This window comes from Methylobacterium thuringiense, assembly GCF_022179645.1.
GTDB classification, from domain to species: domain Bacteria; phylum Pseudomonadota; class Alphaproteobacteria; order Rhizobiales; family Beijerinckiaceae; genus Methylobacterium; species Methylobacterium thuringiense.
In genome coordinates, this window is the sequence record NZ_BPRA01000007.1 from 37,113 (window position 1) to 62,954 (window position 25,842).

The 25,842-nt window shown below is 69.0% G+C and carries 25 protein-coding genes; 7 read left to right on the forward strand and 18 right to left on the reverse strand.

Features of this window, described 5'->3' with window-relative positions:
* The first annotated feature begins 103 nt into the window (after positions 1 to 103).
* The 4 genes from MFF07_RS08350 (at position 104) to MFF07_RS08365 (ending at position 5,288) form a co-directional block, all read left to right on the forward strand.
* The gene (locus tag MFF07_RS08350) at positions 104 to 1,168 is read left to right on the forward strand and encodes an efflux RND transporter periplasmic adaptor subunit (RefSeq protein ID WP_238231546.1); all 1,065 of its coding nucleotides are present in this window, start codon (positions 104 to 106) and stop codon (positions 1,166 to 1,168) included.
* Between the two features lie 191 nt (positions 1,169 to 1,359).
* A complete protein-coding gene (locus tag MFF07_RS08355) occupies positions 1,360 to 2,697 on the forward strand; it encodes an O-antigen ligase family protein (protein WP_147818997.1) in 1,338 nt (445 codons plus the stop codon).
* Positions 2,698 to 2,815: 118 nt separating this feature from the next.
* A complete protein-coding gene (locus MFF07_RS08360; protein ID WP_238231548.1) occupies positions 2,816 to 4,099 on the forward strand; it encodes an acyltransferase family protein in 1,284 nt (427 codons plus the stop codon).
* A gap of 10 nt (positions 4,100 to 4,109) precedes the next feature.
* Positions 4,110 to 5,288: an endo-1,4-beta-xylanase gene (locus MFF07_RS08365; protein ID WP_238231550.1), complete on the forward strand. Its 1,179-nt coding sequence runs from the start codon at positions 4,110 to 4,112 to the stop codon at positions 5,286 to 5,288.
* A gap of 10 nt (positions 5,289 to 5,298) precedes the next feature.
* Here MFF07_RS08365 and MFF07_RS08370 read toward each other — a convergent pair whose 3' ends face one another.
* The 9 genes from MFF07_RS08370 to MFF07_RS08410 all read right to left on the reverse strand — a co-directional run bounded on the left by MFF07_RS08370 (position 5,299) and on the right by MFF07_RS08410 (position 15,252).
* On the reverse strand, positions 5,299 to 5,583 hold the full coding sequence (locus MFF07_RS08370; RefSeq protein WP_147818994.1) for a hypothetical protein: 285 nt from the start codon (positions 5,581 to 5,583) through the stop codon (positions 5,299 to 5,301).
* A 35-nt stretch (positions 5,584 to 5,618) separates the two neighbouring features.
* Complete coding sequence (locus tag MFF07_RS08375) at positions 5,619 to 6,539, reverse strand: outer membrane protein (RefSeq protein WP_238231552.1); 921 nt, start codon at positions 6,537 to 6,539, stop codon at positions 5,619 to 5,621.
* 374 nt (positions 6,540 to 6,913) lie between these two features.
* Positions 6,914 to 7,768, reverse strand: coding sequence for an outer membrane protein (locus tag MFF07_RS08380; RefSeq protein ID WP_147818990.1), 855 nt, complete (start codon positions 7,766 to 7,768; stop codon positions 6,914 to 6,916).
* A 229-nt stretch (positions 7,769 to 7,997) separates the two neighbouring features.
* Complete coding sequence (gene glmM / locus MFF07_RS08385) at positions 7,998 to 9,341, reverse strand: phosphoglucosamine mutase (protein WP_147818988.1); 1,344 nt, start codon at positions 9,339 to 9,341, stop codon at positions 7,998 to 8,000.
* Between the two features lie 261 nt (positions 9,342 to 9,602).
* The gene (ftsH, locus tag MFF07_RS08390; protein WP_147818986.1) at positions 9,603 to 11,531 is read right to left on the reverse strand and encodes an ATP-dependent zinc metalloprotease FtsH; all 1,929 of its coding nucleotides are present in this window, start codon (positions 11,529 to 11,531) and stop codon (positions 9,603 to 9,605) included.
* Positions 11,532 to 11,745: 214 nt separating this feature from the next.
* Positions 11,746 to 12,786 carry a tRNA lysidine(34) synthetase TilS gene (gene tilS, locus MFF07_RS08395; protein ID WP_238231554.1) on the reverse strand — a complete coding sequence of 347 codons (1,041 nt, stop codon included), beginning with the start codon at positions 12,784 to 12,786 and terminating at the stop codon, positions 11,746 to 11,748.
* Positions 12,783 to 13,784: a tol-pal system protein YbgF gene (gene ybgF / locus MFF07_RS08400; RefSeq protein ID WP_147819308.1), complete on the reverse strand. Its 1,002-nt coding sequence runs from the start codon at positions 13,782 to 13,784 to the stop codon at positions 12,783 to 12,785. Before ybgF ends, tilS begins: the two co-directional genes overlap by 4 nt.
* Positions 13,785 to 14,076: 292 nt before the next feature.
* Positions 14,077 to 14,580, reverse strand: coding sequence for a peptidoglycan-associated lipoprotein Pal (gene pal, locus MFF07_RS08405; RefSeq protein WP_147819306.1), 504 nt, complete (start codon positions 14,578 to 14,580; stop codon positions 14,077 to 14,079).
* 309 nt (positions 14,581 to 14,889) lie between these two features.
* Entirely contained in the window at positions 14,890 to 15,252 is a 363-nt protein-coding gene (locus MFF07_RS08410; RefSeq protein ID WP_147819304.1) for an Hpt domain-containing protein, read from the reverse strand.
* 105 nt (positions 15,253 to 15,357) lie between these two features.
* Between MFF07_RS08410 and MFF07_RS08415 the strand changes: the two genes are divergently transcribed.
* Positions 15,358 to 15,756 carry a response regulator gene (locus MFF07_RS08415; protein WP_147819302.1) on the forward strand — a complete coding sequence of 133 codons (399 nt, stop codon included), beginning with the start codon at positions 15,358 to 15,360 and terminating at the stop codon, positions 15,754 to 15,756.
* Here the strand turns inward: MFF07_RS08415 and MFF07_RS08420 are convergent.
* Entirely contained in the window at positions 15,739 to 16,677 is a 939-nt protein-coding gene (locus MFF07_RS08420; RefSeq protein WP_238231556.1) for a WcbI family polysaccharide biosynthesis putative acetyltransferase, read from the reverse strand. The genes MFF07_RS08415 and MFF07_RS08420 overlap by 18 nt on opposite strands.
* Before the next feature lie 136 nt (positions 16,678 to 16,813).
* Here MFF07_RS08420 and MFF07_RS08425 point away from each other — a divergent pair, with 136 nt between their 5' ends.
* A complete protein-coding gene (locus MFF07_RS08425; RefSeq protein ID WP_147819300.1) occupies positions 16,814 to 17,881 on the forward strand; it encodes a GSCFA domain-containing protein in 1,068 nt (355 codons plus the stop codon).
* Positions 17,882 to 17,909: 28 nt separating this feature from the next.
* Here MFF07_RS08425 and MFF07_RS08430 read toward each other — a convergent pair whose 3' ends face one another.
* The 8 genes from MFF07_RS08430 to flhA form a co-directional block, all read right to left on the reverse strand.
* On the reverse strand, positions 17,910 to 18,554 hold the full coding sequence (locus MFF07_RS08430; protein ID WP_147819298.1) for a hypothetical protein: 645 nt from the start codon (positions 18,552 to 18,554) through the stop codon (positions 17,910 to 17,912).
* Entirely contained in the window at positions 18,554 to 19,000 is a 447-nt protein-coding gene (locus tag MFF07_RS08435) for a RusA family crossover junction endodeoxyribonuclease (RefSeq protein ID WP_147819296.1), read from the reverse strand. Before MFF07_RS08435 ends, MFF07_RS08430 begins: the two co-directional genes overlap by 1 nt.
* Before the next feature lie 51 nt (positions 19,001 to 19,051).
* Positions 19,052 to 19,981 carry a hydroxymethylbilane synthase gene (gene hemC / locus MFF07_RS08440; protein ID WP_147819294.1) on the reverse strand — a complete coding sequence of 310 codons (930 nt, stop codon included), beginning with the start codon at positions 19,979 to 19,981 and terminating at the stop codon, positions 19,052 to 19,054.
* A 93-nt stretch (positions 19,982 to 20,074) separates the two neighbouring features.
* Positions 20,075 to 20,458 carry a helix-turn-helix domain-containing protein gene (locus MFF07_RS08445; RefSeq protein WP_147819292.1) on the reverse strand — a complete coding sequence of 128 codons (384 nt, stop codon included), beginning with the start codon at positions 20,456 to 20,458 and terminating at the stop codon, positions 20,075 to 20,077.
* A 2-nt stretch (positions 20,459 to 20,460) separates the two neighbouring features.
* Positions 20,461 to 20,757, reverse strand: a complete 297-nt coding sequence (locus MFF07_RS08450; protein ID WP_147819312.1) for a type II toxin-antitoxin system HigB family toxin — start codon at positions 20,755 to 20,757, stop codon at positions 20,461 to 20,463.
* Between the two features lie 63 nt (positions 20,758 to 20,820).
* Positions 20,821 to 21,120, reverse strand: coding sequence for an antibiotic biosynthesis monooxygenase family protein (locus tag MFF07_RS08455; RefSeq protein WP_238231558.1), 300 nt, complete (start codon positions 21,118 to 21,120; stop codon positions 20,821 to 20,823).
* 98 nt (positions 21,121 to 21,218) lie between these two features.
* Positions 21,219 to 22,544, reverse strand: coding sequence for a type III PLP-dependent enzyme (locus MFF07_RS08460; protein WP_238231560.1), 1,326 nt, complete (start codon positions 22,542 to 22,544; stop codon positions 21,219 to 21,221).
* A 271-nt stretch (positions 22,545 to 22,815) separates the two neighbouring features.
* On the reverse strand, positions 22,816 to 24,954 hold the full coding sequence (flhA, locus tag MFF07_RS08465; protein WP_147819286.1) for a flagellar biosynthesis protein FlhA: 2,139 nt from the start codon (positions 24,952 to 24,954) through the stop codon (positions 22,816 to 22,818).
* Between the two features lie 183 nt (positions 24,955 to 25,137).
* Here flhA and MFF07_RS08470 point away from each other — a divergent pair, with 183 nt between their 5' ends.
* Positions 25,138 to 25,827 carry a general stress protein gene (locus MFF07_RS08470; RefSeq protein WP_238231562.1) on the forward strand — a complete coding sequence of 230 codons (690 nt, stop codon included), beginning with the start codon at positions 25,138 to 25,140 and terminating at the stop codon, positions 25,825 to 25,827.
* The last annotated feature ends 15 nt before the right edge of the window (positions 25,828 to 25,842 follow it).

Genomic DNA, 25,842 nt, shown 5'->3' on the forward strand with positions numbered 1-25,842 from the left:
TTCCGGTTCGCATGAAGAGAATGCGCCCAACCCGATGACACCGAGCCGTCTCCCGTGACGCGGAGATCGCGAGAACGGCTCTCCTGACCGCGGATACCGCCCCATGGCCGACGAGGACGACCCGAAGACTTCCGATGGCGCCCGGCAGGCGCCCCCCGACGATCCGCCGGCGATCGAGGCCGAGCCTCCGTCGCCTGCGCGGCGCGGGCGGGCCGCCAAGCTGTTCCGCCTCGCCGCCACCGGCGTGATCCTGGCGGCGGCGGCGGTGGCCGCCTTCGTGGTCTGGGAGTTCTACGTCACCGCGCCCTGGACCCGCGACGGGCGGGTGCGCGTGCAGGTCGCCAACATCGCCCCGCAGGTCTCGGGCTCGATCGTCTCGGTCAAGGTCGTCGACAACCAGCCCGTGAAGAAGGGCGACGTGCTCTACGTGATCGACCCGTTCGACTTCCAGGTCGCGATCGCGTCGGCCGAGGCCGAGATCAAGAACCGCGAGGCCGACCTGCAGGTCAAGAACGCGCAATCGGCCCGGCGGCAGGCGCTTACCACGGTCTCGACCTCGGTCGAGGAGAAGCAGCAATATGCCGGCACCGCGAAGATTGCCGAGGCCGCGCTCGATACGGCGAAGGCGCAACTGTCGCAGGCGAAGATCAACTTCGAACGCACGACGGTGCGGTCGCCCGTGAATGGCCGGGTCACCAACCTGCTGATGCGCGTCGGCGACTACGCCACGACCGGCACCCCCAATGTCCGCGTGATCGACACCGACAGCTTCTGGATCGACGGCTACTTCGAGGAGACGAAGATGGCCCATATCCGCGTCGGCGCTCCCACGGAGATGGCGCTGATGGGGTATGGCGCGTCGCTGCGCGGCACGGTGGAGAGCGTGACCCTCGGCATCTCGACGGCCAACGCCGCCCCGAGCACGCAGGGCCTGCCCAACGTCGACCCGGTCTATACCTGGGTGCGCCTAGCGCAGCGCGTGCCGGTCCGCATCCGCATCGACGCGGTGCCGCCGGGCGTGACGCTAGTCGCCGGCATGACGGCCACCGTGGTGGTCGGCGACGGGACCTCCGCCGCGCCGGCCTGGTTCAGCGACCTGCGCCGCAAGGTCGCCGGCGATCCCGCGCCCTCCACGGAGGAAACGCCGGACCGGGCGACCGGCCGGTGATGCGCCTTCCGGCAGCCTCGAAGCTGCTTCGCCGCCGGAATGCCCGGCCGTGCCCGTCAACCTTACGATCGGTTAGTTGGGCACAAGATCCGGGCCGCTGCCTTTCCGAAAGGTATTCTGCGCTAGTCTGCATCCGTTCCCGGATCGGCCAGCGCGGTCTCGCGCCGTCGGTCGTGCGATGAGGCCGAAGCGTGGCGTCGGCGGTTGAGTTTTTCACGAAGGGCCGTGCGCCCGCCGCCCTCGTGTCCGCCACCCGGGCACGCGGCGAGGTTCCGGATGCCCTGCGCATCGCGCTCGTCGGCGCCTGCATCCTCGCGTTCTGGAACCACGCGCCGCTGGCCGACCTCAGCGACCGCGACATTCTCGAGACCTCCACCGCCGGCAGCTGGACGACGCAGGTCGTCTTCCTCGCGCTCGGATTCGCCATGGCGGCGGCGCTGCGGCAGCTCGGCATCGACAAGCTGCGCCCGCTGCTGACCTGGCCGCTGGTCGTGCTGGCCGGCTGGATGGGACTGACCCTGCTCACCTCCGTCGAGCCGCTGCTCTCGATCCGCCGGTTCCTGCTCTTCGCGATCGTCACCATGCTGGCGGCCGGCATCCCGGTGGTGATGCGCTCGGTGCGCCAGTTCGCGCTGACGCTCGCCATCGCCGCGCTGATCATCCTGGCCGCATCCTACCTCGCGGTCGCCTTCCTGCCGCAACTCGCGATCCATTCGGCCGATTTCGACCTGATCAACGAGCCCGAGCACGAGGGCCTCTGGCGCGGCATCTTCGCGCATAAGAACGAGGCCGGCGGCGCGATGGCGCTGATGATCCTCACCGGCCTGTTCGTGGCCTCCGCCCTGAGCCGGTTCTGGGGCATCACCATCGTGCTGCTCGCGGCCGTGTTCCTCGCGGCCGCCAACTCGAAATCGGTGATCGCGCTCCTGCCCTTCATCATCCTGGCGCCGAGCCTCTGCGGGCTCGTGCGCAGCCGCTGGCTGCGCGCGGCGATCCTGCTCGGGCCGGTGGCCCTGGTCTCGCTGTTCTCGCTCGGTTCGGTATTCTTCCCGCCGATCCGCGACGGGCTGCACGGCATCCTGCCGGACACCTCGTTCACCGGCCGCACCGAGATCTGGGAGTTCGCCGCCAGCCATATCGCGGAGCGGCCGGTCTTCGGCTGGGGCTTCGGCGCCTTCTGGGGAACCGAGCGCACGCGGTTCGGCACCTCGGATGCCCTGAGCTGGGTCACCAAGACCAGCCAGGCGCACAACACCTATCTCGACGTCGGCTTGATCATGGGGCTGCCAGGCCTCGTCATGACGCTCGCCGCCTTCGTGGTCGCGCCCCTGCGCGACCTGCAGCGCATCGCGCCGGCAGGCCGGATCGATCCGGCGACGCTCTATTTCCTGCGGCTATGGCTGCTGGCGCTGGCCGGCGGCTCCTTCGAATCGGTGCTCTACACGCCGAGCGCCGCGATCTGCTGCATGTTCATGCTCGCCGTGTTCGGCCTGCGGCTGCGCGCCTCGTACCGCACCGTGCAGGGCTGATCGGATGCGCGGGGAGATGGCAACCCGAGCGGATGGAACGACCGGCCCGAGACCGGCAGGCTGCCCGCATCCGGCGCGGCCCGCTCCCGGCGATCATGGTCTGGGATGGAACCGGACGATGGGTCTCTTCAGAAGCTTCGGAGCGCGGGCCGCCGAACCGAAGACCGGCGAACCGCCGGCCCGCGCCCATCCGGCGACCACGCCGCTGCCCGTCCTGACCTCGCTGCGCTTCTTCGCGGCGTTCTACGTGCTGGTGTTCCACTACGACCGCTTCTTCTTCCCCGACGCGCCGCGGCACACGGTGATCCTGCTCGGCCATACCGGCGTGACGTTCTTCTTCGTCCTGTCGGGCTTCATCCTCGCCTACACCTACCATGCGGTCGATTTCGGAGACCGGCTCGTGCGGAGGCGCTACCTGTGGGCGCGTGTCTCTCGGGTCTATCCCGCCTTCCTGCTCTCGCTGGCGATCAGCCTGCCCTGGTTCGTCGCCTGGGTGCTGAAGACCGAACCGCCGCTGAAATGGCTGATCGCCTCGGGCGCCGTGCTGGCTCCGCTCGGCCTCCATGCCTGGGTGCCGGGCGCCGCCTGCTCGCTCAACTGCGCGAGCTGGTCGATCTCGGTGGAGGCATTCTTCTACCTGCTGTTCCCGCTGCTGCTGCCGCTGGTGCTGCGCCGCCCCGCAGACTACGCGCTGGCCGCGCTTGGGCTCTGGGCGGTGTTCGGCGCGTTCTGCACGCTGCTCTGGAGCCGTTACGCGCCGGGCGTCTCGTTGATCGAGCCCGAGCCGGCCGGCACCATGGCGGTGCTGCTCGCGCAGGGCATCAAGTACAATCCGCTGCTGCGCCTGCCCGAGTTCATCGCCGGCCTCGTGCTGTTCGCGGGGTGGCGGCGGATGCGCCGGCCGGCATCCGAAGCCCAGGCCGCCACGGCCCGCGGCCGTGCCGGCCCGTTCCTGGCCGCGGCCGCGCTGGCGGCGCTCGTCCTCGTCGTGATCGAGCCGTACGTGCCGTCGCCGCTGATGCATAACGGCCTGACCGTGGTGGCCTGGGCTCCCCTCATCCTAGCGGGGGCGGACCTGCGCGGCGGTGTTCTCGCCAGCGCGCCGCTGGTGTTCCTGGGGCGTATCTCCTTCGCGCTCTATCTCCTCCACATGCCGGCCTATGCCGTCGTGAACACCCTCGACCGGACCCTGCACGGAGCGATCTCCGGCGTTTCTCCCTGGCTGGCGGCCGGCGCCGCGACCGCGCTGTCGCTGGCCGCGGCGAGCCTCGTCCACCTCGCCGTCGAGGAGCCGGCCCGGCGCGTCCTGCTTCGCAGAGGTCTTCAGGCAATGCTGCCCGCCCTCCCGTCCGGAAGCACCCAGGCCGCCCTGCACCCGCCGGAGAGCGCGGGCGAGCGATGAGTCGGCGGCGATGACGATGCCCGATCCGAGCCGTCGCGCGATCCTCGCAGGCGGGGCCGGGGCACTCGCCCTGACCGGCGCCGCGAGGGCCGCGCCCTCCCCGTTCGGTCCGTCCGGCGCGCCGTCCTGGGGGCCCGACGGGTTGCAGGCGGCGGCCTCCGCCAAGGGGCTCGCCTACGGAACGGCGGTACCGATCACCCGCTTCCGCAGCGATCCGCGCTGGCGCGCCGTCGCCGCGCGCGAATGCGGTATCCTCGTCTGCGACAACGTCATGAAGTTCGACGTCGCCGCTCCGCATCCCGGGGTCCTCGACTTCTCCGGCGCCGACGAGACCGTGCGCTTCGCCCGCGGCAACGGCCAGCGCCTGCGCGGCCATTGCCTCGTCTGGCACGAGGCGCTGCCGGCCTGGGCACAGGCGGCGCTCGCCGCGAAGAGCCCCGCCGGGGCCGAGCTGCTCCTGCGGCAATGGATCGGCGCGATGGCCCGGCGCTACGCGGGCACCATCGAAGCCTGGGACGTGGTCAACGAGATCCTCTCGCCCGCCGACGGCCGGCCCGACGGCCTGCGGGCGACGCCCTGGCTCGCCGCCCTCGGCCCCGGCTATGTCGACCTTGCCTTCCGCATGATGAAGGAGGCCGACCCTGCCGCCGCCGGAACCTGGAACGAGAACGACTGCGAGCAGCAGGCGGATTGGATCGACGAGCGCCGCGTCGCGATCCTAAAGACGCTGGAGGGGCTGCTGAGGCGCGGCGTGCCGATCGACCGTTTCGGCATCCAGGCGCATCTGCTGAGCACTCTCCCCCTCGACCAGACGCGCCTGCGGAGGTTCCTGCGCGAGATCGCCGGCATGGGCCTCGCCATCGAGATCACCGAGCTCGACGTCGACGACCGCGCCTTCCCGGCCGACATCGCGGCGCGCGACAGGGGCGTCGCCGACCTCGCCCGGCGCTTCCTAGACACGGTGCTCGACGAGGCGGCCGTGCTCAACGTGCTGAGCTGGGACGTCTACGATCCCGATACGTGGCTGAACGCGTCGCCTGCCCGGAGGCGGCCGGACGGCATGCCCCAGCGGGCGCTGCCCTTCGATGTGGAGTATCGGCGCAAGCCGCTCTGGCGGGCGATGCACCGGGCGTTTCGCGACGCGCCCGATCACCGGGCCGCGCGCGCCCGGCTCAGAGCCAAGGTCTGACGGACGCGTCTCAGCGCGACGGGAAGCGGCTCGGGGGCTCGTTGTACATCGGCGTCTCGGTGGTCCGCGGCAGGTAGGCCTGGATCAGGTCGGCCGGCGGCCCGAAATGCGGCGCGTGGCGGCGCGGCGGGCGGTAACGTGGATCGCGGTAGCGGACCTCCGGCGGCATGTTCCGCGCGGAGGCGTGGCGGCCGTGGCCGTATTCACGCGTACGATCGCCATGACCTTCCGACCGGGCGGCGCCGGCGATGACGAGACTTGCCAAGATGGCGGCGGCGACGGACTTCAGCGGCATCGGTTCGGTCCTGCGATCGGGGGCTGCCGGCTGGCTCAAAACTTGTAGGCCGCGCCGCCACGGACGGTGTTGATGTTGACCTTGTGCCCGTCGAAGTCGTTCAGCAGCACGTACTGGTATTCGCCGCGCAGCAGGATGTTCGAGGTGATCGCGTATTCGAGGCCCGCACCGAGGGTGATGCCGCCTACGACCTTGGTCTTGGATTTCCCAAAAAACTCCATCGGCAGAGGTTTACTGCCATCGGGGTTGTTTTGGTTGAAGGTAGTCGGATTGTATCCGTACTGGTTTACAGTCACCGCTTTGGTACTGTCGGTTAGCGCCTTGTTCGCTGCATATGTCTTCGCATCGTAGCCGTAGGTCTGGATACCGACGTCGTCGGAAATTTGTGCACGGCCTATCGCGAAACCGCCGGTGACATACGGAAGGAAGTTCTCGATCGCATACCCGGCCCTCGCTCGAATCGTTCCGAAGTCTCGCACTTTGGTGGTCGAGGTGTCGGACAGACTGTAGAAATTCTGCCAACCATCGCTCGTAACGGCTTGACGGCCTATCGCGTCACCACTCAGTCCTTGGGTATCAAAGCGCGTATAATCGAATTCGATGCCTACCACAGCCTCATCGAATTGAAAGTTGTAGCCGGCAAAAGCGCCGAACGAGTTGCCACCTTTGCGTACGTCTTGGACGTGAAGCAAAGACGAAACACTGAGCTCTTTTTCGATCACCGTTTGACGAAGATTGTTGGCGACGGTTTGCTGGGCAACATTATTGAAGCCGAAAGCACCAGACGAATAACCGCCATGACCGCCGACATAGGCGCCGCTCCAATCGATGATCTGCGTCGTCACCGGCTCGTACTCCGGTCCGCGCAGGTAGTCGTAGTCGAGGTCGGCGGCTTGGGCGGTGGAGAGGCAGCCGAGGGTCGTGGCGGCCAGGAAACCGATGGTCAGGGTACGCATCGCTATCGTCCTTTGGGCAGCAAGACGGATCACCGTGCCTTGCCCATGGGATCGTCTTACTTGAGTAACCTTAATTGTCTGTTGCGCAGAGGCTTTTGCCGGCGACCCGAAACGATGCGGGACCTGCCCAGTGACGGCCGGCGCCCGGGACATGTTCTCGCCGTCACGATCGAAGGCAGGGCGCCGGTGAGCCGGCCGCGCGGGTCTCCGGCGATCCGTCGCCTCCAGACATAGGAACCGGTCCTCGTCGACCAGCTTCCGAGCGGCGACAGCCATCGATGATTCGCCCGCCCCAGGCAGACCCGCGGCCGCACACAAAAGAAACGGCGCGGATATCATCCGCGCCGTTTCGACGTCCGATCGGGAAAGGGCGATCAGTACTTGGTGATTAGGGGACCGGGCTCGTAGGCGATCGGCATCGGGGCCGCGACGCCGCCGAGGAGGAAGCGCAGGCCGATCTTGACGTCGTGCGAGGTGATCTCGCTGACCTTGTAGCTCGCGAAGGAGCAGGTCGGGTCGTTGACGCAGGTCACGGTCCCGGTCTTGGCGTTGCCCATGTTGAGGTAGCGGTAGCCGACGTCGACCTTGAAGTTCGGGGTCACGTCGTAGGTGATGCCGGCCTGGGCCGCCCAGGCGAGGCTGGTGGTGTTCTTGGTCGGCGCGGTGCCGAAGCCGCCCGCCGCGAAGCCGGCGCCCTGGTCGGTGTAGCCGCTGACCTGGTTGAAGGCCGCGCCGACGCCGCCGCCGATATACGGCGTCAGGCACCACCACGTGCCGAGGTCGATATAGCCGTTCGCCATGGTGACGATCGAGCGGAACTTGGCCGAATTGACGTCGATTCCGGTGCCGCCGCCGAGAGGGAACTTCTCGGTGTAGCGGATCTGGCCACCGCCGCGGTATTCGCCGGTGACGTCGCCGCGCAGGAAGCTGTTGAACTGATAGCCGGCACCGGCGCCTGCGAAGAATTGATCCTCGATGGTGCGGTTCTCGATCACGTAGCCGGCCGGGAGAGCGCCGCCCGTGCCGAGCGTGGTCCTGACCTTCTCGTACTGGGTCGCACCGACGCCGACATCGCCGCGCAGGTACCAGCCGCCGCCGACATCGACGGGAATCGGAGGGGGCGGGGGCGGCGGCGGAAGCAGGTCCGCAGCGTGTGCGAGGCAGGGCGCTCCGACGCTCGCCAGGAGCGTGAGGGAGCGCGCCAAGGCATGAAGCTTGGAGCGGCCCATGGGATTTCCTTCATTCTTCGAACTGTGCCGGAAACCGCGAAGGGCCGGCGAGGAGAACGAAGTCCAACATGGTCGGGGAAGGTTAAATCGCACTTAACGTAAAAAATTAGGCTTGCCGAAGTGTTGAGATGCCTGTTGTGCGATCCTCTTCAAGTCGTCGTCGATGTCGTGGTGCATGGGTCCCGCCCATGCGCAAAAGGCGCAGGCCGGGACGGTAGAGGGCCGGCTCTCAGGCGGCGGCGCGGGTCACCGCGTCGACGACCTCGTCGACGACCTCGTTGACGAGGTCGCGGTCGTCGCCCTCGGCCATGACGCGAATCACCGGCTCGGTGCCGGAGGGCCGGATCACCAAGCGCCCGCCATTGCCGAGGCGCGCCTTGGCATGGGCGATGGCCGTGACGACAGAATCCTGGCGAAGCGGCTCGCCGGAGCGGTAGCGCACGTTCTTGAGGATCTGCGGCAGCGGGTCGAAGCAGTGGCAGACCTCGCTCACCGGCCGCTCCTGGCGCTTGATGACGCTGAGCAGCTGGAGCGCGGCGACGAGGCCGTCGCCGGTGGTGGCATAATCCGACATGATGATGTGGCCGGACTGCTCGCCGCCGAGGTTGTAGCCGTGCTCGCGCATGTGCTCGAGTACGTAACGGTCGCCGACGGCGGTACGCGCGAGATTGAGCCCGAGGCCGCCGAGGAAGCGCTCCAGGCCGAGATTGGACATGATGGTCGCGACGAGGCCCGGCTGCGTCAGCCGCTCGTCCTCCTGCCAGGAGCGCGCGACGACGGCCATGAGCTGGTCGCCGTCGACCTTCTGGCCCTTCTCGTCGACGATCAGCACCCGGTCGGCGTCACCGTCCAACGCGATGCCGACATCGGCGCGCAACTCGCGCACCTTGTTAATCAGGGCGGTAGGGGCCGTCGAGCCGACATCGTCGTTGATGTTGAAGCCGTCCGGCTCGACGCCGATGGCGATGACTTCCGCGCCGAGCTCCCACAGGGTCTCGGGGGCGACGCGGTAGGCAGCGCCGTTGGCGCAGTCGACCACGACGCGCAGGCCCTCCAGCGTCACGTGGCGCGGCAGGGTGCGCTTGGCGAACTCGATGTAGCGGGCATGCACGCTCTCGATGCGCTTGGCCCGGCCGAGATCGCGCGCGCCGGCGAGATGCTTGGTCATCGCGCCGTCGATCAGCGCCTCGATCTCGAGCTCGACGTCGTCGGACAGCTTGAAGCCGTCCGGGCCGAACAGCTTGATGCCGTTATCCTCGAACGGATTGTGCGAGGCTGAGATCATCACGCCGAGGTCGGCGCGCATGGAGCGGGTCAGCATGGCGACGGCGGGCGTCGGCATCGGCCCGAGCAGCATCACGTCCATGCCGACCGATGTGAAGCCCGCCACCAGTGCGGTCTCGATCATGTAGCCGGACAGCCGGGTGTCCTTGCCGATCACGACGCGGTGGCGGTGGTCGCCGCGCTGGAAGGCAAGGCCGGCGGCCTGTCCGACCTTGAGCGCCAGCTCCGGTGTGATCACGACGTTGGCACGCCCGCGAACGCCATCCGTGCCGAAATACTTGCGCGACATCCGGTCCTCATCCCAGTTCGTGGTGCCCCGCGGCCGTCCTTGCTCGGACGAACTCTTGTCGGGGGCCGTCGGCCTCGTGCCCGTGCGGCGAGAGTGCCGGCGAAGATTGAAGAGGCGCTTGCGACCTGACCCCGAAAGCAGGCAATCGCGAGGCGTCGTTAGCAGTTGCTTTCGCCCGGCCCCGCCCGAACGGAACGAGCCCGCCGGAGGGCGGGCTCGTCGTTCGTGAGCGGTCTCGACCGATCGTCAGCCGACCGATCGTCAGCCCTGCGGCTGGGGCGAGGGCTCGAGCCCGCCGTCGCTCTCCCGCGGCCGGCCGCGGCCGGCGGAGGGGACGGACGATCCGCGCGAGGGCGTCGAGGGGATGTCGCCGGAATCGCGTACCGGCGGCTCGCCCTTGATGAGCTTGCGGATCTCGTCGCCCGAGAGCGTCTCGTATTCGAGCAGCCCCTGGGCCAGCGCCTCGAGGTCGTCCTTCTTCTCGGCGAGGATGCGGCGGGCGTCCTCCAGGCCGTTCTCGACGAGACGGCGGACCTCCGCATCGATCTTCTGAGCGGTCGCCTCGGACACCGTCTGCTGGCGGCCCATCGACATGCCGAGGAAGACCTCGTCGTTGTTGTCGCCGTAGGCGACGGTGCCGAGTTCCGGCGAGAAGCCCCAGCGCGTGACCATCATCTTGGCGAGCCGGGTCGCCTGCTCGATGTCGGACTGGGCACCCGAGGTGACCTTGTCCTTGCCGAAGATCATCTCTTCGGCGATGCGGCCACCCATCATGATGGCAAGGCGCGAAGTCATCTGCTCGAAGGACATCGAGAGCTTGTCGCGCTCGGGCAGCTGCATGACCATGCCGAGTGCCCGGCCGCGCGGGATGATCGTCGCCTTGTGGACGGGATCGGTGGCCGGCACGTTGAAGGCGACGATGGCGTGGCCGCCTTCGTGGTAGGCGGTGAGCCGCTTCTCGTCCTCGGTCATGACAAGGGTGCGCCGCTCGGCGCCCATCATCACCTTGTCCTTGGCGTCCTCGAACTCGTGCATCGTCACGATGCGCTTGCCGCGACGCGCGGCCAGGAGAGCCGACTCGTTGACGAGGTTCATCAGATCCGCGCCCGAGAAGCCGGGGGTGCCGCGCGCGATCACCTTGAGGTCGACGTCGGGGGCGAGCGGTACCTTGCGGACGTGGACGCGCAGGATGCGCTCGCGGCCGGTGACGTCCGGATTCGGCACCATGATCTGGCGGTCGAAGCGGCCGGGACGCAGCAGGGCGGGGTCGAGCACGTCGGGGCGGTTGGTCGCCGCGATGATGATGACGCCCTCGTTGGCCTCGAAGCCGTCCATCTCGACGAGGAGCTGGTTCAGGGTCTGCTCGCGCTCGTCGTTGCCGCCGCCGAGACCGGCGCCGCGGTGACGGCCGACGGCGTCGATCTCGTCGATGAAGATGATGCAGGGCGCGTTCTTCTTGGCCTGCTCGAACATGTCGCGCACGCGAGATGCGCCGACGCCGACGAACATCTCGACGAAGTCCGAACCCGAGATCGTGAAGAACGGCACATTCGCCTCGCCGGCGACGGCCCGGGCGATCAGCGTCTTACCCGTGCCGGGGGGGCCAACGAGCAGAACGCCGCGCGGAATGCGGCCGCCGAGCCGCTGGAACTTCTGGGGGTCGCGCAGGAATTCAACGATCTCCTGCAGATCCTCCTTCGCTTCCTCGACGCCGGCGACGTCGTCGAAGCTGACGCGGCCGGAGGCCTCGGTCAGGAGCTTGGCCTTCGACTTGCCGAAGCCCATCGCCCGTCCCGCCCCTGACTGCATCTGGCGGCTGAGGAAGATCCAGGCACCGATGAAGACGAGGATCGGCAGCCAGCTGACGAGGAGCTGGATGAACCAGGGGGTGTTGTCCGACGGCGGGCGCGCCGTGATCTGCACGCCCTTACCCTGGAGCTTGGTGACGAGTTGCGGGTCGTTCGGGGCGTAGGTCGAGAAATTGCCGCCGCCGACATAGGAGCCGCTGACGTCCTGGCCCGCGATCACCACCGACTGGATCTTTCCGGAATCGGCGTCGTTCAGCAGCTGGCTGTAGGAAATCTCGCTGCCGCCGCCCCGGTGACCCTGGCCCTGGAACAGGGTCACGAGCGCCAGCACGAGCAGGAAGATGACCACCCACAGGGCAAAATTGCGGAAGTTCGGGTTCATCGACCAATCATCCCAGGACGAGCGCAGCCGGCCGTCCGCTCCTGCCTCGCAGCAACCTGCCTAACCGCAGGCATCCCGGTTCTCGTTTCTCCCCAGGGAGATACGGATAGGAACACCATTCGATGAAGGCCGGTCACGTCGGGCACGCGTAGCCAATGTAAGCGGCACCCTCCCCCTTGCCAAGTAAATCGCATGGGGCTGCGACGCGGCTGCGCTACGAACCTTCTTCTGAGTTCCGCCGCGGTGGGGCTGGAGCGACGCGGATCGTGCCGTCCGGCGCAGTCTCGATCATGGCTCCGCGCAGCGTACGGCGCAGGCGCTCGCCCTTGGCAAGGGCCGGCCGCAGGGCGTCGAGGACGAGCCTTTCCAGCCGTTCGAGACGACGCGGCACGGCAAGGCACGGATCGGGCTGGACGGCTTCCAGGGCAAGATCCAGCACGCGGAGTGCCAGCGCCTCGGGCGCGGCGAGCAGGGCTTGTCCATCGAGGATGAGCGTGCCCGACGGCGCCGGACGCCGCACGCTGTCGAGCAGGCCGGCCGCCGCCTGCGCGAGCGCCGTCTCGTCGCGGGCGAGCCGCCCGGCCAGCCGCGTGAGCCGCTCCGCCGTCAGGCCCTCGGTGGCGAGCTGCGGCATGAGGGTGCGCAGTCGCGTCCGCGCGAAGCGGTCGTCCGCGTTCGAGGGGTCGCGCAGGAAGGGCAAGGCGTGCGCCTCGCAATAGGCGACGAGGGCGGCCTTCGGCAGGCCGAGGAAGGGCCGCACGAGGCGGATGCCCTCGGCGAGCGGCCGCTCGCGCCGCATCCCGGCGAGCCCGGCCGGGCCGCTTCCGGCGATGAGGCGCATCAGCACGGTCTCGGCCTGGTCGTCGGCGGTGTGGGCGGTGAGGACGCGGCGGGCGCCGATCTCGGCCGCGTGGGCGGCGAGCAGCCGGTAGCGGGCGGCACGGGCCGCCGCCTGGATGCCGCCCTGCGGCGGCGTCTCCCACCGGAGGGTACTGTGAAGCAGCCCGAGCGTCCTTGCGAGTGCGGCGACGGCTTCGGCTTCGCCGGCAGCTTCCGGCCGGAGACCGTGATCGACGGTGGCGACCGCGAGGGCGATGCCGCCGCCGGCTGCGGCCGCCGCATGCAGCAGCGCCGTCGAATCGGGACCGCCTGATACCGCGAGCAGGACGCCACCTGCTGCAGCTGGATCGGGGATCAGGTAGGGGACGAGGGCGCGGGCGAGCCTGTCGCCGCCGCCATCGTCCGAAGAGGTCACGCGGCGCAGCGCGCGCGCTTCTGCTCGCGCTCCACGCCCTGGCGGACGGTGGCCGTGGCGCTCGGATACTTGCGCTCGATCTCGGCCAGCGTCGCGCAGGCCTGGGCTTTGGCGCCGAGGGCATTGAGCGAGGTGCCGAGTTTCAGCATCGCCTCCGGGGCCACGGCCGATCCGGCGAAGTCGGTGGAGACCTTCAGGAACTGCTCGGCAGCCTCGCGCGAGCGGTTGCGCTGCAGGTAGCTCTCGCCAAGCCAGTACGTCGCCTTCGGCACCAGCTTGTCGCGCGGATGCGACTGGATGAACTGGCGCAGGCTCATCTCGGCCTGCTCGTATTGGCGGCCCTGCACCAGCGCGTAGGCCGCTTCGAAATCACCCTTGGCGTCGCCGCTGCCGGTGGCGGCGATGCTGGTCGAGGGCTGCGGCTCGATGGCGCCCGTGGTCGGGACGGCAGGCGGCGGCGACAGATCGACCGGCGCGCCGGGGCCGGCATCCGGGTCCTCGTCGGCGCCTTCGTAATCGACCGGGGCCGGAAGCTGACGCGGGGCCACGGCCTCGCGGGTCACCGGCGACGGCAATGCAACGGGCGGCGGGCTTGCGAGCGGGGCCGAGGGGGCGGCCATGCCGATCTGACGCGGAGCGCCCGGCGCACTCGGATTGTGCTCGGGGTCGAAGGCGTCGCCGCGCTTGCCGGGGCGGCCCTCGCCAGGGTTCGTGCCCGAGGTACCGGGCGCGGCGCTCGGCGCACGCTTCGGCGCCCCTCCCCCACCCTTGCCCTCCTGCAGGCGGAACTCGACGTCCTCCTGGAATTTTCGGAGTTGCTCCTTGAGCTGGCGGTTCTCGTACTGCAGCGTTTCGATCTGGCCCGAGAGATTGCGCGTGACGTTCTCGACGCGGTTCAGGCGCACGACCACATCCGCCGCGTCCTGCGCACGGGCCGGAAGCCCCGCTGAGACGAGGCCGATCGCGACGGAGGAGACGAGAAGCAGGCGACGGAGCATGGCGTGGGGCACCGGTCGATGAGCGTGTGCGCGGGATCGCGGATCGCCCGCGCGCCGTAACAGAAGCCCCGTCATGCGGCAAAACGCGGGCCGCAGGATTCTGGCTCTGGGATTTAGCCTACGACACTGCGGCTTCCAGGTGCAGGTGCAATCCATCAAGCCTGATCGCCGTCATTCCGGGGCGCCGAAGGCGAACCCGGAACCCATGACTGGGCTCGACGCCCCGCTACAGCGGCGCATCTCAGGCGGGTTCCGGGTTCCGCTTCGCGGCCCCGGAATGACAGAGGCAGTCTCAGGAGCCGGCGCGGCCGCCATCGAGGACGCTCACGGAGCGGCGGTTCTGCGACCAGCACGAGATGTCGTTGCAGACCGCCACCGGGCGCTCCTTGCCGTAGGACACGGTGCGCATGCGGTTGGCGCCGATGCCGCGCGAGGCGAGGTAGTCGTTGACCGTCTGCGCGCGGCGGGCGCCCAGAGAATAATTGTATTCGCGGGTGCCGCGCTCGTCGGCATGGCCCTCGATCAGGAATGTGTAGCGCGGGTAGCGCTGCAGCCAGGAGGCCTGCTTGTCGAGGGTGGCGGTGGCGGTGGGCGTCAGGTCCGTCGAGTCGGATTCGAAGAAGACGCGATCGCCGACATTCACCACGAAGTCCTGGGCACTGCCGGGCGTGGCCGCGCCGGCGCCGAAGGCTGAGGCGTCCGCGAGGTCCTTATCGTTGGAGCAGGCTGCGACGCTCAGCGCCGCGCAGAGCGCGACGGCAAGCGGCAAGGCACGGAAGCGTGCGGGTCTCGACATGGTCTCGTCTCCTCGCGCGCTCGGAGCCAGTGCCGGCCGCGCCAAAAATGCTTCGTCCCGACCGTTTTAGGCCCATGCGGTTAAGCGAAGGTTCGATCAACCTTGACGAGAGCTTTCCGTGTGCCGGTTCGGGGCCGAATGCGGTGTGCAGCCGCACCCGCCATCCCGATCCGAACACGTCGCCGGTCCATCTGAACCGCTTCGTGGTCTTCGCGCGACATTGCGGCGGGCCGGCGGCGCACACGGTCTCCGAAGAGTGTCGGCGACCCGTGCCGCGGCCTGCTGTTGCGTCGCAACAACAGACGTCGATCAAGCGCTGCCGGCGCGCAGTTTCGCGATCACCGGCCGTGCCCGCGCGGCTTCCGCCTGCGCGTCCTGCAGCGGCCCGGCGAGGTCGCCGCCGTCGAGGCAGGCGCGTTCCAGCGCCATGCAGGCGCGCGACAGGCTCGCGAAGCCGAGGGTGCCGCTGACCGAGACGAGGGCGTGGGCGTTGGCGCCGAGGCCGACGGCGTCCTCCGTCGTCCTCTCCAGGCGCAGCACGATCTCGTCATCGAGCCCACCGAGCAGGTACGCGAGCCGCTCCTGTCCGAACACGTCCGCGAGATCGGCCAGCGTCTCGGGATCGCAGACCGTCGTATCCGCGCCGTCCGATTGCCGGCCCGCCTCGTTCATCATCCGCTCCGCCTTCTTGGAATCGCTACGCTATTCGCCGGGCGTTAATCGAACATTAACCATTCCGAAGCCGTCATGCGACTTCCTGAAGCCGGGTCTGAATCGATGGCTGCCGCGCCGAGCGTCCTCATCGTCGAGGACAATTATCTCCTGCTCGATATGCTTACGAGCCTGTGCGAGCAGCAGGGAATCATCGTGCTCGCCGCGTCGAGCGGCGAAGCGGCGCTGACCATGCTGCGCCAGCGCGCCGACGAGATCGACTGGCTGTTCACCGACATCAGCCTGCCCGGCCTCATAGACGGCTGGGAGGTCGCGAGCGCCTATCGCGAGCGCCATCCGCGCCGACCAGTGATCTACGCCTCGACGGTCGCGCAGATCGAGCGGCGCACGGTTTCGGGCAGCATCTTCGTGCACAAGCCCTTCCAGGTCCGCGAGATCATCTCGCTCGCCCGCATGATGGCCAGCGCCGTTGGCCAGGACGATCTGCTACGCGCCGCCGGCTGAGGCGAACAGCGCGCGGATTCCGGGGTCGGCGCGCCATGCCGCGATGCGAGCGCAGACCAGCCGCTCCCGCGGCAGCCGCGCATAGACCGCGAAGCTCTCCGAGACGAAGCCCGGCAGGTCGAGCATTCTCGGCGGCCGGCCCCGGACAGGCCTCGCCCGGAACAGGGTCTGCGCCGGCACGCCGTAACGCTCCGCGATGGCCGGGTAGACCGGCCACATCGCCTCGTCGACCAACGTGTCGGGCAGGTAATCCTCGACCCTCAGATCGAGCGGCTTCAGGCCAGCCTCGGTGGCAAGGCGCCGCGCGATGTCGCCGAGCACCGGAAGCCTGGGGTGGTGGGCGTCGTGCATGAAGCAGCCGCGCCGCGACCAGCGGGCGAATTCCGGCTCCAGCCCGAACTGCATCTCGCGCGCCGCGGCGAGCAGGTGGGCAGCCCCCTCCTCCCAGGCCCGGCCGTAGCCGAGCCGCTCGAACACGGCGTCGGTGTAGAGCCCGAGCGTCGCCGTGACGCCGAGCCCTTCCAGGAAACCGCAGAGCGCAATCGCCGAATGCGAGGGACCGAGAGGCCCATGCACCAGCGTCGACAGCCGGAGGCTCGCCACGTCTCCGACATAGACCAGGTCGGGGTGGAAGGCCGGGAAGACGATCGTCGGAAAAAGCCGCAGATGCGGCACGCGCGTCTGCAAGGCGAGCACGTTGCCGCCGGGCAGGAAGCCGCCGGGGAAGAAGTGCGAGAAGACGTGGTCAGCACCGCGAAGATGGCGCACGAGGCCGTCGAGGTCGCGGAACTGCCGCGCCAGGCGGCCGATGGCATGCGTCTCGACCCGCGCGTCGGGCAGCAGCAGGCGCAGCACCTGCGCCGTGCCGACGGCCTGGCAATTGCCGATGACGGCGATCCGCGGCCCGCTGCGCTGCGGCACATGCGAGCGGGAGCGCCACGGTGTCGCCCAGGATGGGATCGAGAAGGTCAGGGCGGTCGACGCGCCGAGCTGGTCCGGGTCCGGGCTGCGGCGTGACTGGGCCTGCTGCCGTTGCGGATGAGGAGACGGGTCGATCGTGGCGACGAACCCCTACAGCGATCTACCGGCCGAGCGATTCTGGCGCAAGGCCGTGGTCAACCTGCCGCCCTTCGCGGTCGATCCGCGACCGAAGGCGGCGTTCTCGATCGGTCCGAACGATCGCGTCGCCACCGGCGGCTCCTGCTTCGCCCAGCGCGTCGCCGAGGCCCTGCGCGAGGCCGGCTTCAACTATTACGTCACCGAGACCGCGCCCGAGGGCACGCCCCGCGCCGAGGCCGAGGCCCGCCAGTTCGGCACCTTCTCGGCGCGGTACGGCAACCTCTATTACACGCGCCAGTTCGTGCAGCTCTTCGACCGGGCGTATGGCCGGTTCGAGCCCGAGCTGAAATCCTGGCAGCGCGAGGACGGGCGCTTCGTCGACCCATTCCGCCCGACCATCGAGCCGGCGGGTTTTTCCAGCGAAGCTGAGGTGATCGCCGCGCGCGAGACCCATTTCGCGCAGGTGCGCCACCTGTTCGAGACCCTCGACGTGTTCGTGCTGACGCTCGGCCTCACCGAGGGCTGGCGCTGGAAGGCCGACGGGGCGGCGCTGCCGCTGGCTCCTGGCGTCGCCGGGGGCAGCTTCGACCCCGAACTCTACATCTGCGTCAACGCCGGTGCGGCCGAGGTGCTCGGCGACCTGCGCGGCTTCCTCGAGCGGCTGCGCAGCGTCAATCCTGGCGCCAGGGTGATCTTCACGGTCTCGCCGGTGCCGATGATCGCCACCTACATGGACCGCCACGTGATGGAGTCGAACAGCTACTCGAAATCCGTGCTGCGGGTCGCGGCGGGCGAGGCCTGCGACGGCTCGGACCCGAACGCGGTCTACTTCCCGGCCTACGACGTCGTCACCAGCAACGTGAATGCCGGGCGCTACTACAACGACGATCAGCGCACCATCAACGATGCCGGCGTGCGCCACGTGATGCGCTCGTTTCTCGCCACTTTCGCACCCGACCGCGCCGGAGCGCTGGCCCGTCCGGCGGCCTATGCGACAAAGGCCGAGTTCGTCGGGGTCTCGGGCGTGATCTGCGACGAGGAGGAGATCGAGCGCAGCGTGGCGTGAGCGTCCATGCCTGCGGTCCGATCGAACCTCAGGAGAGCTGCCTCAACTGCTCATACACATCGAATAAGTCCTTCAGCTCGGCGTCCGAAGGACGTTCATCGCTGCCCGATGCGGTGGCGAAGCGGTCCCTTCCGGCGATCGCTTCGAGGCAGCGATCGAGCAACGCGGACGGTAGGACGCCTCGGAATCCGAGGTCGAGAAACACGCTCTTGTCCGTCTTGTCCTTGACCTTGATCCTGTGGCTCGCGGCAATCTCGCGAGCGGCTTCGACGAGTGCCTGGGCGAGATACACGTAGGCGAGGTCGGTCAGCCCGGCCTGCGTCGCAGCGTTGACTTTCGCGAGCAGCCGCTCGTGTTCCGCCGCTATGTCGCCGACGGGCGTGCCGTCCCGATCGTCGACGACGACAAGTTCGAATCTCCAGCCGGATCGACCCGATACGCGTGCCGCCAATCCGACGAGATCGTTTGAGCCTTCGAGGGCGGCGCGCTGCTTCACCTCGATCACGACGTTGTCGAATGGGCTGCGCGCGATGATGTCGGGCGTCAGATCGTGCATGAAATCCGGCAACAGACCGGCATCCGGCCGCTCTTGGACCTCGTAACCGAGGATCTCGTATTTGCGTGCGATGCGCTTCTGCTCGCGCGTCTGGACGGCCCGGTCGACAGTCAACATCAGCCGAGATCCTCGCGATGAGGGCTACGCCAAAGTCGAACGTGCAGGAACTCGCGGCCGCTCGAAAATGCCAGGGCGAGAGGGATCGACATGTAGCGCACGGTAAAGCGCCCGCCGATGTCGCGCCAGTTGGACGTCACGTCCTTCACCTGTCGATCGTTCTCGATCACCACACCCTGAAGCGCGTCCTGAATGGGTTTCAGCAGGTTGTCGCGGTCGGCGATGCGGCGTTCGGAATAATGCGTCACACGCAGATCCACATCGCCACGAAACAGCTGGCGTTCGGCGGACCATGCCTCGGCCGCGGCTGAGGCGACGCTCGCCTTCCATGCGGCGAGGAGGCCGCGATTGATCGCCTGCGCGGAGACCGGTCGCCCGACGACGCAGAACTCGAATTCCGGCGGCCGCTCGTCATCGGTTCTGTTCCGGTTCGGTCGGGCTGGCATTCCGTAAAGGCCCCCCGTTCCGTAACGGATCCGACGCCGAAGCCCGCGCCTCTACTGCAGGTGCTTGAAATACGTGTCGCCGGCCGCGCGCTTCAGTTCGGCTCCGGCGTCCTGGCCGATCGCCGCTGCGTCGCTCGCGGAACCTTCGCGGGTCACTGCCCAATGCTGGCTGCCGTCGGGCAGGAAGAGCAGGCCGTCGAGGGTGAGGCGGTCGCCGTCGATCCGCGCCAGCGCCGCGATGGGCGTGCGGCAGGAGCCGTCGAGTTCGGCGAGCAGGCCGCGCTCGGCGTCGAGGGCCGTGGTGGTCGTGGCGCAGGCGATGGGGGCGAGCAGCGTGCGGACTGCGTCGTCTCCGGCCCGCGTCTCGATGCCGAGCGCCCCCTGCGCCACCGCCGGCAGCATCTCGTCGACCGAGAGCACGCTGCGGGCGACGTCCTCCATGCCGAGGCGCTGGAGCCCGGCGAGCGCCAGCAGCGTCGCGTCGCACTCGCCCGCTTCGAGCTTGCGCATCCGGGTGTTGGCGTTGCCGCGCAGGGGCACGATCTTGAGGTCCGGGCGGCGCATCAGCACCTGCGCAGCGCGGCGCAGCGACGAAGTGCCGATCCGCAAACCGGCCTTCAGGTCCGCGAAGCCGTCGGCGCCGTTGGCCGCGAGGAAGGCGTCGCGCGGGTCGTCGCGTTCCAGGATGCAGGCGATGACGAGGCCGTCCGGCAGCCAGGTCTCGACGTCCTTCATCGAGTGGACGGCGACATCCACCTCGTCGGCGAACAGCGCCTGCTCCAGTTCCTTCGTGAACAGGCCCTTGCCGCCGATCTCGGAGAGCGGCCGGTCGAGGATCCGGTCCGCCACCGTCGAAACGACGACGATCTCGGTCTCCAGCCCTGGATTGGCCGCGACGATCTTGTCGCGGACCATGCCGGTCTGGGCGAGCGCCATCGGGCTGCCGCGGGTGCCGATTCGGAGGGGTCGTGACAGGCTCATGCCAAGCGTCGTAGCCGACGCAGGCTCGGGCTGTCACCAGCCGACGTGCCCGGGATGGGCCTCACCCACGGGATCGTCACCGGATTGGTGCATTCAGGCCGCGTCGCGCGACACCCGATAGGGCCGCGCCAGCGCCGCGATCGGCAGGTGCCAAGCCTCGCTGATACGCCGGATCTGCTCCAGCGACAGGGCGCGCCTGCGGCTCAGGATCTCGGAGGCACGTGAGCGCGATCCGAGCAGGTCCGCGAGGTCTGACTGCGAGCGGCCCATCTCGGCGATGGCGAAGGTGAGAACCGCGACGGGGTCCGCGTCGGGCACGGGATGGTGCGTGGCCTCGTAGGCCTCGATCAGCGTCGCGAGCACGTCGAAGCGGTCGGCTTCCGGCGAGCCCGGAAGGGGCGCGGCCTCGAAGTACGGCGCGATCTCCTCGATCGCCCAGGTCAAGTCTTCGTCGTAGCGGATGGGGCGGATATCCATCGTCATACGGTCTCCGGATCGATGCGGTCGTATTCGGCGTGGGTTCCGACGAACTCGATGAGGATGCGCCCAGAAGCATAGGCGACGTGGACGATCAGCCGGTATTCGTTCCTACGAATGTCGAAGATGATTCGATTGTAGCCGACAAAATCGACGCCTTTCCCGAACGCCGCTTTCACATCGGCCGGCGTCGTCCACGCAGCCTTGCTCACGACGGTGTACCATTCGCGAAGCGGCTGCTCGGCCCGTGGGTTGTCGTGCCAGAATGCCTGGAGCGTCCGCTTCGCGATGATCTGCATGCCGGCACGCAAGCTCGTTCCCAATTCGGGAACAAGTGGCCGGCGATCGTGCGATGAGACGGCTCAGAAAGCCGCGAGCGTCAGTTCGGTATGCTCCACCTGCGGCGGGCTCTCGAAATATCGGGAGACCAGGGCGCGGTAATCCTGCCAGGGCTGCGACCCGGTGAAGTCCTTGGTGTGGGCTTCCAGCGTCTCCCACTTGATCAGCAGCCGGTAGCGCTGGGGCTTCTCGATCGAGCGGCGGACGGCGAAGCTGCGGCAGCCCGCCGCCGCCTTGAAGAGCGCCGAGGCCTTCGCGATGCCGGCCTCGAAATCGGCCTCGGAGCCCGGCTTCACGTCGATCTGTGCGATTTCGAGGATCATTCTGGGTGTCGCTGTCTGTTGGCCGGCTGGACCGCGATCATAACGCCTCGCCGTCGCGATCACAGTCCGTCTTCCCGGCCCGATCGCACACTTCCACGTCAGCCGCCGATGTCCGGCACCCCGAGCGGCGCTTCGAAACGGCCACGTGGGCGGATCTCGGTGACGCTCCCTCCATCCACCAGCACCTCCGCGGGCGTCGGATGGCTCAGAAACCCGACGGGGCTCGCCGTCAGGCCGTAGGCGCCCGACTGCAGGATCGCGATCAGTTCGCCTGCCTGGCAGTCGGGGAGTGCTGCCTGCCGGGCGAGGGTATCGAGCGGCGTGCAGAGGGGGCCGACCACGGTGCAGGGTGCGGTCTCGCGGCCTCCCGGTCTGGCCGCGACGATCGGATAGTCGCGCTTGATCACCTGTCCGAGATTGCCCGAGGCGGCGAGGTGGTGGTGCATGCCGCCGTCGAGCACGAGGAAGCGCGTGCCCCGCGACCGTTTGGACGCGAGCACCTGGGCCGCATAGAGGCCGGCCGGGCCGACGAGGAAGCGGCCGGGCTCGATCACCACCTGGGCCTCGCGGATCAGCGGCTCCGCGCGCACGAAGGTCATCAGCTCTGCGACGCGCTGCTTCAGCCGGGCGAGATCGAGGGCGGTCTCGCCCGAGAAGTACGGGATGCCGAGGCCGCCGCCGAGATCGATCGTCTCCAGCGGCCGGCCGAGATGCCGGGCGGCGCGCAAGGCGAGCCGCAGGCCGTGCAGCCACTGCCCGGCGAGCACGTCCGCATCAAGGATCTGGGTGCCCGCGAAGAGGTGGATGCCGGTGAGGCGCAGGGCCGGCTGAGCGGCGACCGCGTCGATGACGGCCTCGGTCTCCTCCTCGTCGAAGCCGAAGGGCGAGGGCTTTCCGCCCATGCGCATCGCCCCGCCCTGCGCGGCGGCGGACGGGTTGATGCGCAGCGCCACCGGCACCGTTCTGCCGAGAGCCGCGCCGATCGCGGCGACGCGGGCGATCTCTTCGACGCATTCGAGGTGGATCTCGCCGATGCCGTGCTCGATGACGTGGGCGAGTTCGTCCGGGCGCTTGCCGGGGCCGGCAAAGAGGATGCGCTCCGGCGCAGCGCCGGCGGCCCGCGCCGCGAGGTATTCGGCGGCCGAGGCAATCTCGATCCCTGCCCCCTCCCCCACGAAGACGCGGGCGACGGCCGGGTTCGGGTTGGCCTTGATCGAGTAGTAGATGCCGGCGAAGCCCGCGACGGCCTCGGCCAGCGCCCGGTAGGACGCGCGCATGCGCGCCGCGTCGTAGACGTAGAGTGGCGTGCCGTGGCGCTCCGTCAGCGCCGACAGCGGCACGCCGCCCACCGCGAGTTCGCCGTCCCGGGCGCCGAACGCGGCGGCGAGAGTTTCGGCCGGTGTGCTGCCCTCGGGCTGCGGCATTCACGATCCTGTCAGGCGGCGCGGATTAGGCGGAGCGGGTCGAGCGCCCGGATAGCAGACGCGGCCGCCCGGCTCCACGGACGCATCGCCGAAGCGAGACCGTTCGCGCAACCAACCTTGAGTTTACGCGTTCATCGTCAAGCTTAGCTTGGCTTTAATGCCACCGGATATGGTCATGACCCTCCTCGCGCTCCTCGTTTTCGGCAATCTCGTCCTGGCCGGCACCTTCTCCTGCGCCGCCATGCTGGCGGAGTGAGCCCGAAACCGCCCCTCAGACCGACCCCACCGTCCGCAGCCGCGCGCGGGAATGGATTTCCGCCTGGCTCATCACCGGCGTCTCGCGGCGGAAGCGCTCGATGATCGAGCGCACGAAGGGCCGTGACTGCACCGAGGTGACGAGCACCGGCATCTCACCCATGCGCGCGGCCTGCTCGAAGCGGTCGCGCACGGCGTTGACGAAGTCCGACAGCTTCGAGGGCTGCATGGCGAGGTAGCGCTCCTCGCGCTCGCCGACGATCGATTCCATGAAGGCCTGCTCCCAGGCTGGCGACAGGGTGATGATCGGCAGCGTGCCGTCCGGCCCCTGATACTGGGCGCAGATCTGGCGGCCGAGCCGGGCGCGGACATGCTCGACGATATCGCGCGGGTTCTTCACGTGGCCGGCGACCTCGGCGATGCCCTCTACGATGGCACCGAGATCGCGGATCGAGACCCGCTCGGACAGGAGCAGCTGCAGCACGCGCTGGATGCCGGTGGTGGCGATCTGCGCCGGCACGACCTCCTTCACGAGTTCGCCGTGCTCCTTGGAGAGCTCGCGCATCAGCTTCTGGACCTCGACATGGTTCAGGAGTTCCGAGACATGCGCCTTGATGGTCTCGGTGAGATGCGTCGAGATGACGGTGGCCGCGTCGACCACGGTGTAGCCCTTGAGCTGGGCCTGATCGCGTAAGGAGGCGTCGATCCAAGTCGCCGGTAGGCCGAAGGTCGGCTCCTGCATGTGCTGGCCCGGCAACTGGACCTGCCCACCCATGGGGTCCATCGCCATGAACTGGCCGGGGAACACCTGGCCGCTGCCGGCCTCGATCTCCTTGACGCGCACCACGTAGGCGTTGGCGTCGAGGGCCACGTTGTCGAGGATCCGGACCTGCGGCATCACGAAGCCGAGTTCGGCCGCGAGCTGCCGGCGCAGGGCTTTGATCTGGTCCGTCAGCCGGTCCTGCCCTTCGCCGTTGACGATGGCGAGGAGCGCGTAGCCCATCTCCAGCTTGAGGTCGTCGAGCTTGAGCAGGTCGGTGACGGTCTCCTCGGCCGGCGCCGCGCCGGGCAGGGGGGCCGGGGAGCCGTCCGCCTGCACGGGGGGCGCCTCGCGGTTGGTCTTGGCGATCCGCCAGGCGGCGTAGCCGGCGGCACCGCCGAGGGCGGCAAAGGGCAGCATCGGCATGCCGGGCAGCAGCGCGATCAGGCCCATGACGCCGGCCGACATGCCGAGCGCCTTCGGGTAGTTCGCGAGCTGCTTGCCCAGCGCCTTGTCGGCCGAGCCGCGCACGCCGGCTTTCGAGACGAGGATGCCGGCCGCCGTGGAGACGATCAGCGCCGGCACCTGGGAGGCGAGGCCGTCGCCGATGGTGAGTAGCGTGTAGGTCTTGGCGGCCTCGCCGAAAGCCATGCTCTGCTGCGCGACGCCGATGATGATGCCGCCGACCACGTTGATGCCGGTGATGAGCAGCGCCGCGATCGCGTCGCCGCGCACGAATTTCGAGGCGCCGTCCATGGCGCCGAAGAACGAGGATTCCTCCTCCAGCGCCGAGCGGCGGGCCTTGGCCGCCTTCTCGTCGATGAGGCCGGCCGAGAGGTCGGCGTCGATCGCCATCTGCTTGCCGGGCATGGCGTCGAGAGTGAAGCGCGCGGCGACCTCGGCGATGCGGCCCGAGCCCTTGGTGATGACGACGAAGTTCACGATGATCAGGATCGCGAACACGATGATCCCGATCACGAAGTTGCCGCCCATCACGAAGTGCCCGAAGGCCTCGATGACGTGGCCGGCCGCCGCCGTGCCCTCGTGGCCGTGGCCCAGGATCAGCCGGGTCGAGGCGAGGTTCAGCGCCAGCCGCAGCAGGGTCGCGACGAGCAGCAGCGTCGGGAAGACCGTGAATTCGAGCGGGTTGTCGATGAACAGGCCCGTCATCATGATCAGCACGGACATGATGATCGACACGGCGAGCAGCAGGTCGAGCAGCATCGCCGGCAGCGGGAAGATCAGCACCGTCAGGATGCCCATCACCGCGGTGGCGAAGAACAGGTCGGTGCGCCGGCCGAGGGCCTGCCAGTTCGCGCGGGTGGGCAGCGAGAAGCCGCCGAAGGCGGCGGTGCCGCTTCCGGCGCCGGGAGCGGCGCTCGCGATCTCGCTCATGATGGTCTCGACTGCCCCGGGTCCGCGCACTGCGTCGCAGGATCACGCCCGGCAAGATTTGCCGGGTGCGTGGTTAGCGCTCCGTTAACGAAAGCCGCGGACGCGCCCCGGAACCGATGCGCCGGGCGGTGGCTTGACCGGACAGCACCCCGCCAAGCGAACAAGAATTCGAGGAGCCGAGCCATGGCCGCACGCGCCATCACCGCCCTGTTCGACGACTACGAGGAGGCCGCCAAGGCGGTCGACCGGATCGAGGCGGAGGGGGTGCCGCATGCCGACATCGCCATCGTCGCGAGCAACGAAGGCGAGCGCCACCTCGGCCGCCTGCCCCCGGTCGCTTCGGCCTCCCGGCAGGAGAGCGATGCCGCCGACGGCGCCGGGGCCGGCGCGACGGTCGGCACCGTGCTCGGCGGCGGTGCGGGACTCCTGGCCGGGCTCGGCCTGCTCGCGATCCCCGGCGTCGGGCCGGTGGTGGCGGCGGGCTGGCTCGTCGCGGCGGTGACCGGGGCCGGCATCGGCGCGGCGGCCGGCGGCCTGCTCGGTGCGCTCACCGGGGCGGGCCTCAGCCAATCCGACGCCGAGACCTATGCCGAGGGCGTGCGCCGCGGCGGCACGCTGGTCACGGTCCGGGCCGAGGACGACAGGGCCGACCGCGTGATGAGCCTGTTGCGCAAGAGCGGCTCGATCGACCTCGACGAGCGCGCCCAGGGCTGGCGCGCGCAGGGCTGGACCGGCGGCACCGTCGGCGCGGCCGCCTCGACGGTGCATGACGTCGCCAGCAGCGATCCCCTGGTTCCCGGAACCGAGCCGAGGCCCGCCACGGATCCGGAGACGGCCCCTCCGACGCGGCTGCCTCCCGGCGGGATCCGCTGAGGCGACGCCTGCAGG

What these genes read in the sequence shown, in the direction of transcription:
- MFF07_RS08350 (WP_238231546.1), top strand. Translation starts at nt 104, where the DNA reads ATGGCCGACGAGGACGACCCGAAGACTTCCGATGGCGCCCGGCAGGCG.
- MFF07_RS08360 (WP_238231548.1), top strand. Translation starts at nt 2,816, where the DNA reads ATGGGTCTCTTCAGAAGCTTCGGAGCGCGGGCCGCCGAACCGAAGACC.
- MFF07_RS08365 (WP_238231550.1), top strand. Translation starts at nt 4,110, where the DNA reads ATGACGATGCCCGATCCGAGCCGTCGCGCGATCCTCGCAGGCGGGGCC.
- MFF07_RS08370 (WP_147818994.1), bottom strand. Translation starts at nt 5,583, where the DNA reads ATGCCGCTGAAGTCCGTCGCCGCCGCCATCTTGGCAAGTCTCGTCATC.
- MFF07_RS08375 (WP_238231552.1), bottom strand. Translation starts at nt 6,539, where the DNA reads ATGCGTACCCTGACCATCGGTTTCCTGGCCGCCACGACCCTCGGCTGC.
- MFF07_RS08380 (WP_147818990.1), bottom strand. Translation starts at nt 7,768, where the DNA reads ATGGGCCGCTCCAAGCTTCATGCCTTGGCGCGCTCCCTCACGCTCCTG.
- glmM (WP_147818988.1), bottom strand. Translation starts at nt 9,341, where the DNA reads ATGTCGCGCAAGTATTTCGGCACGGATGGCGTTCGCGGGCGTGCCAAC.
- ftsH (WP_147818986.1), bottom strand. Translation starts at nt 11,531, where the DNA reads ATGAACCCGAACTTCCGCAATTTTGCCCTGTGGGTGGTCATCTTCCTG.
- ybgF (WP_147819308.1), bottom strand. Translation starts at nt 13,784, where the DNA reads ATGCTCCGTCGCCTGCTTCTCGTCTCCTCCGTCGCGATCGGCCTCGTC.
- pal (WP_147819306.1), bottom strand. Translation starts at nt 14,580, where the DNA reads ATGTCGAGACCCGCACGCTTCCGTGCCTTGCCGCTTGCCGTCGCGCTC.
- MFF07_RS08410 (WP_147819304.1), bottom strand. Translation starts at nt 15,252, where the DNA reads ATGAACGAGGCGGGCCGGCAATCGGACGGCGCGGATACGACGGTCTGC.
- MFF07_RS08415 (WP_147819302.1), top strand. Translation starts at nt 15,358, where the DNA reads ATGGCTGCCGCGCCGAGCGTCCTCATCGTCGAGGACAATTATCTCCTG.
- MFF07_RS08430 (WP_147819298.1), bottom strand. Translation starts at nt 18,554, where the DNA reads ATGTTGACTGTCGACCGGGCCGTCCAGACGCGCGAGCAGAAGCGCATC.
- MFF07_RS08435 (WP_147819296.1), bottom strand. Translation starts at nt 19,000, where the DNA reads ATGCCAGCCCGACCGAACCGGAACAGAACCGATGACGAGCGGCCGCCG.
- hemC (WP_147819294.1), bottom strand. Translation starts at nt 19,981, where the DNA reads ATGAGCCTGTCACGACCCCTCCGAATCGGCACCCGCGGCAGCCCGATG.
- MFF07_RS08445 (WP_147819292.1), bottom strand. Translation starts at nt 20,458, where the DNA reads ATGGATATCCGCCCCATCCGCTACGACGAAGACTTGACCTGGGCGATC.
- MFF07_RS08450 (WP_147819312.1), bottom strand. Translation starts at nt 20,757, where the DNA reads ATGCAGATCATCGCGAAGCGGACGCTCCAGGCATTCTGGCACGACAAC.
- MFF07_RS08455 (WP_238231558.1), bottom strand. Translation starts at nt 21,120, where the DNA reads ATGATCCTCGAAATCGCACAGATCGACGTGAAGCCGGGCTCCGAGGCC.
- MFF07_RS08460 (WP_238231560.1), bottom strand. Translation starts at nt 22,544, where the DNA reads ATGCCGCAGCCCGAGGGCAGCACACCGGCCGAAACTCTCGCCGCCGCG.
- flhA (WP_147819286.1), bottom strand. Translation starts at nt 24,954, where the DNA reads ATGAGCGAGATCGCGAGCGCCGCTCCCGGCGCCGGAAGCGGCACCGCC.
- MFF07_RS08470 (WP_238231562.1), top strand. Translation starts at nt 25,138, where the DNA reads ATGGCCGCACGCGCCATCACCGCCCTGTTCGACGACTACGAGGAGGCC.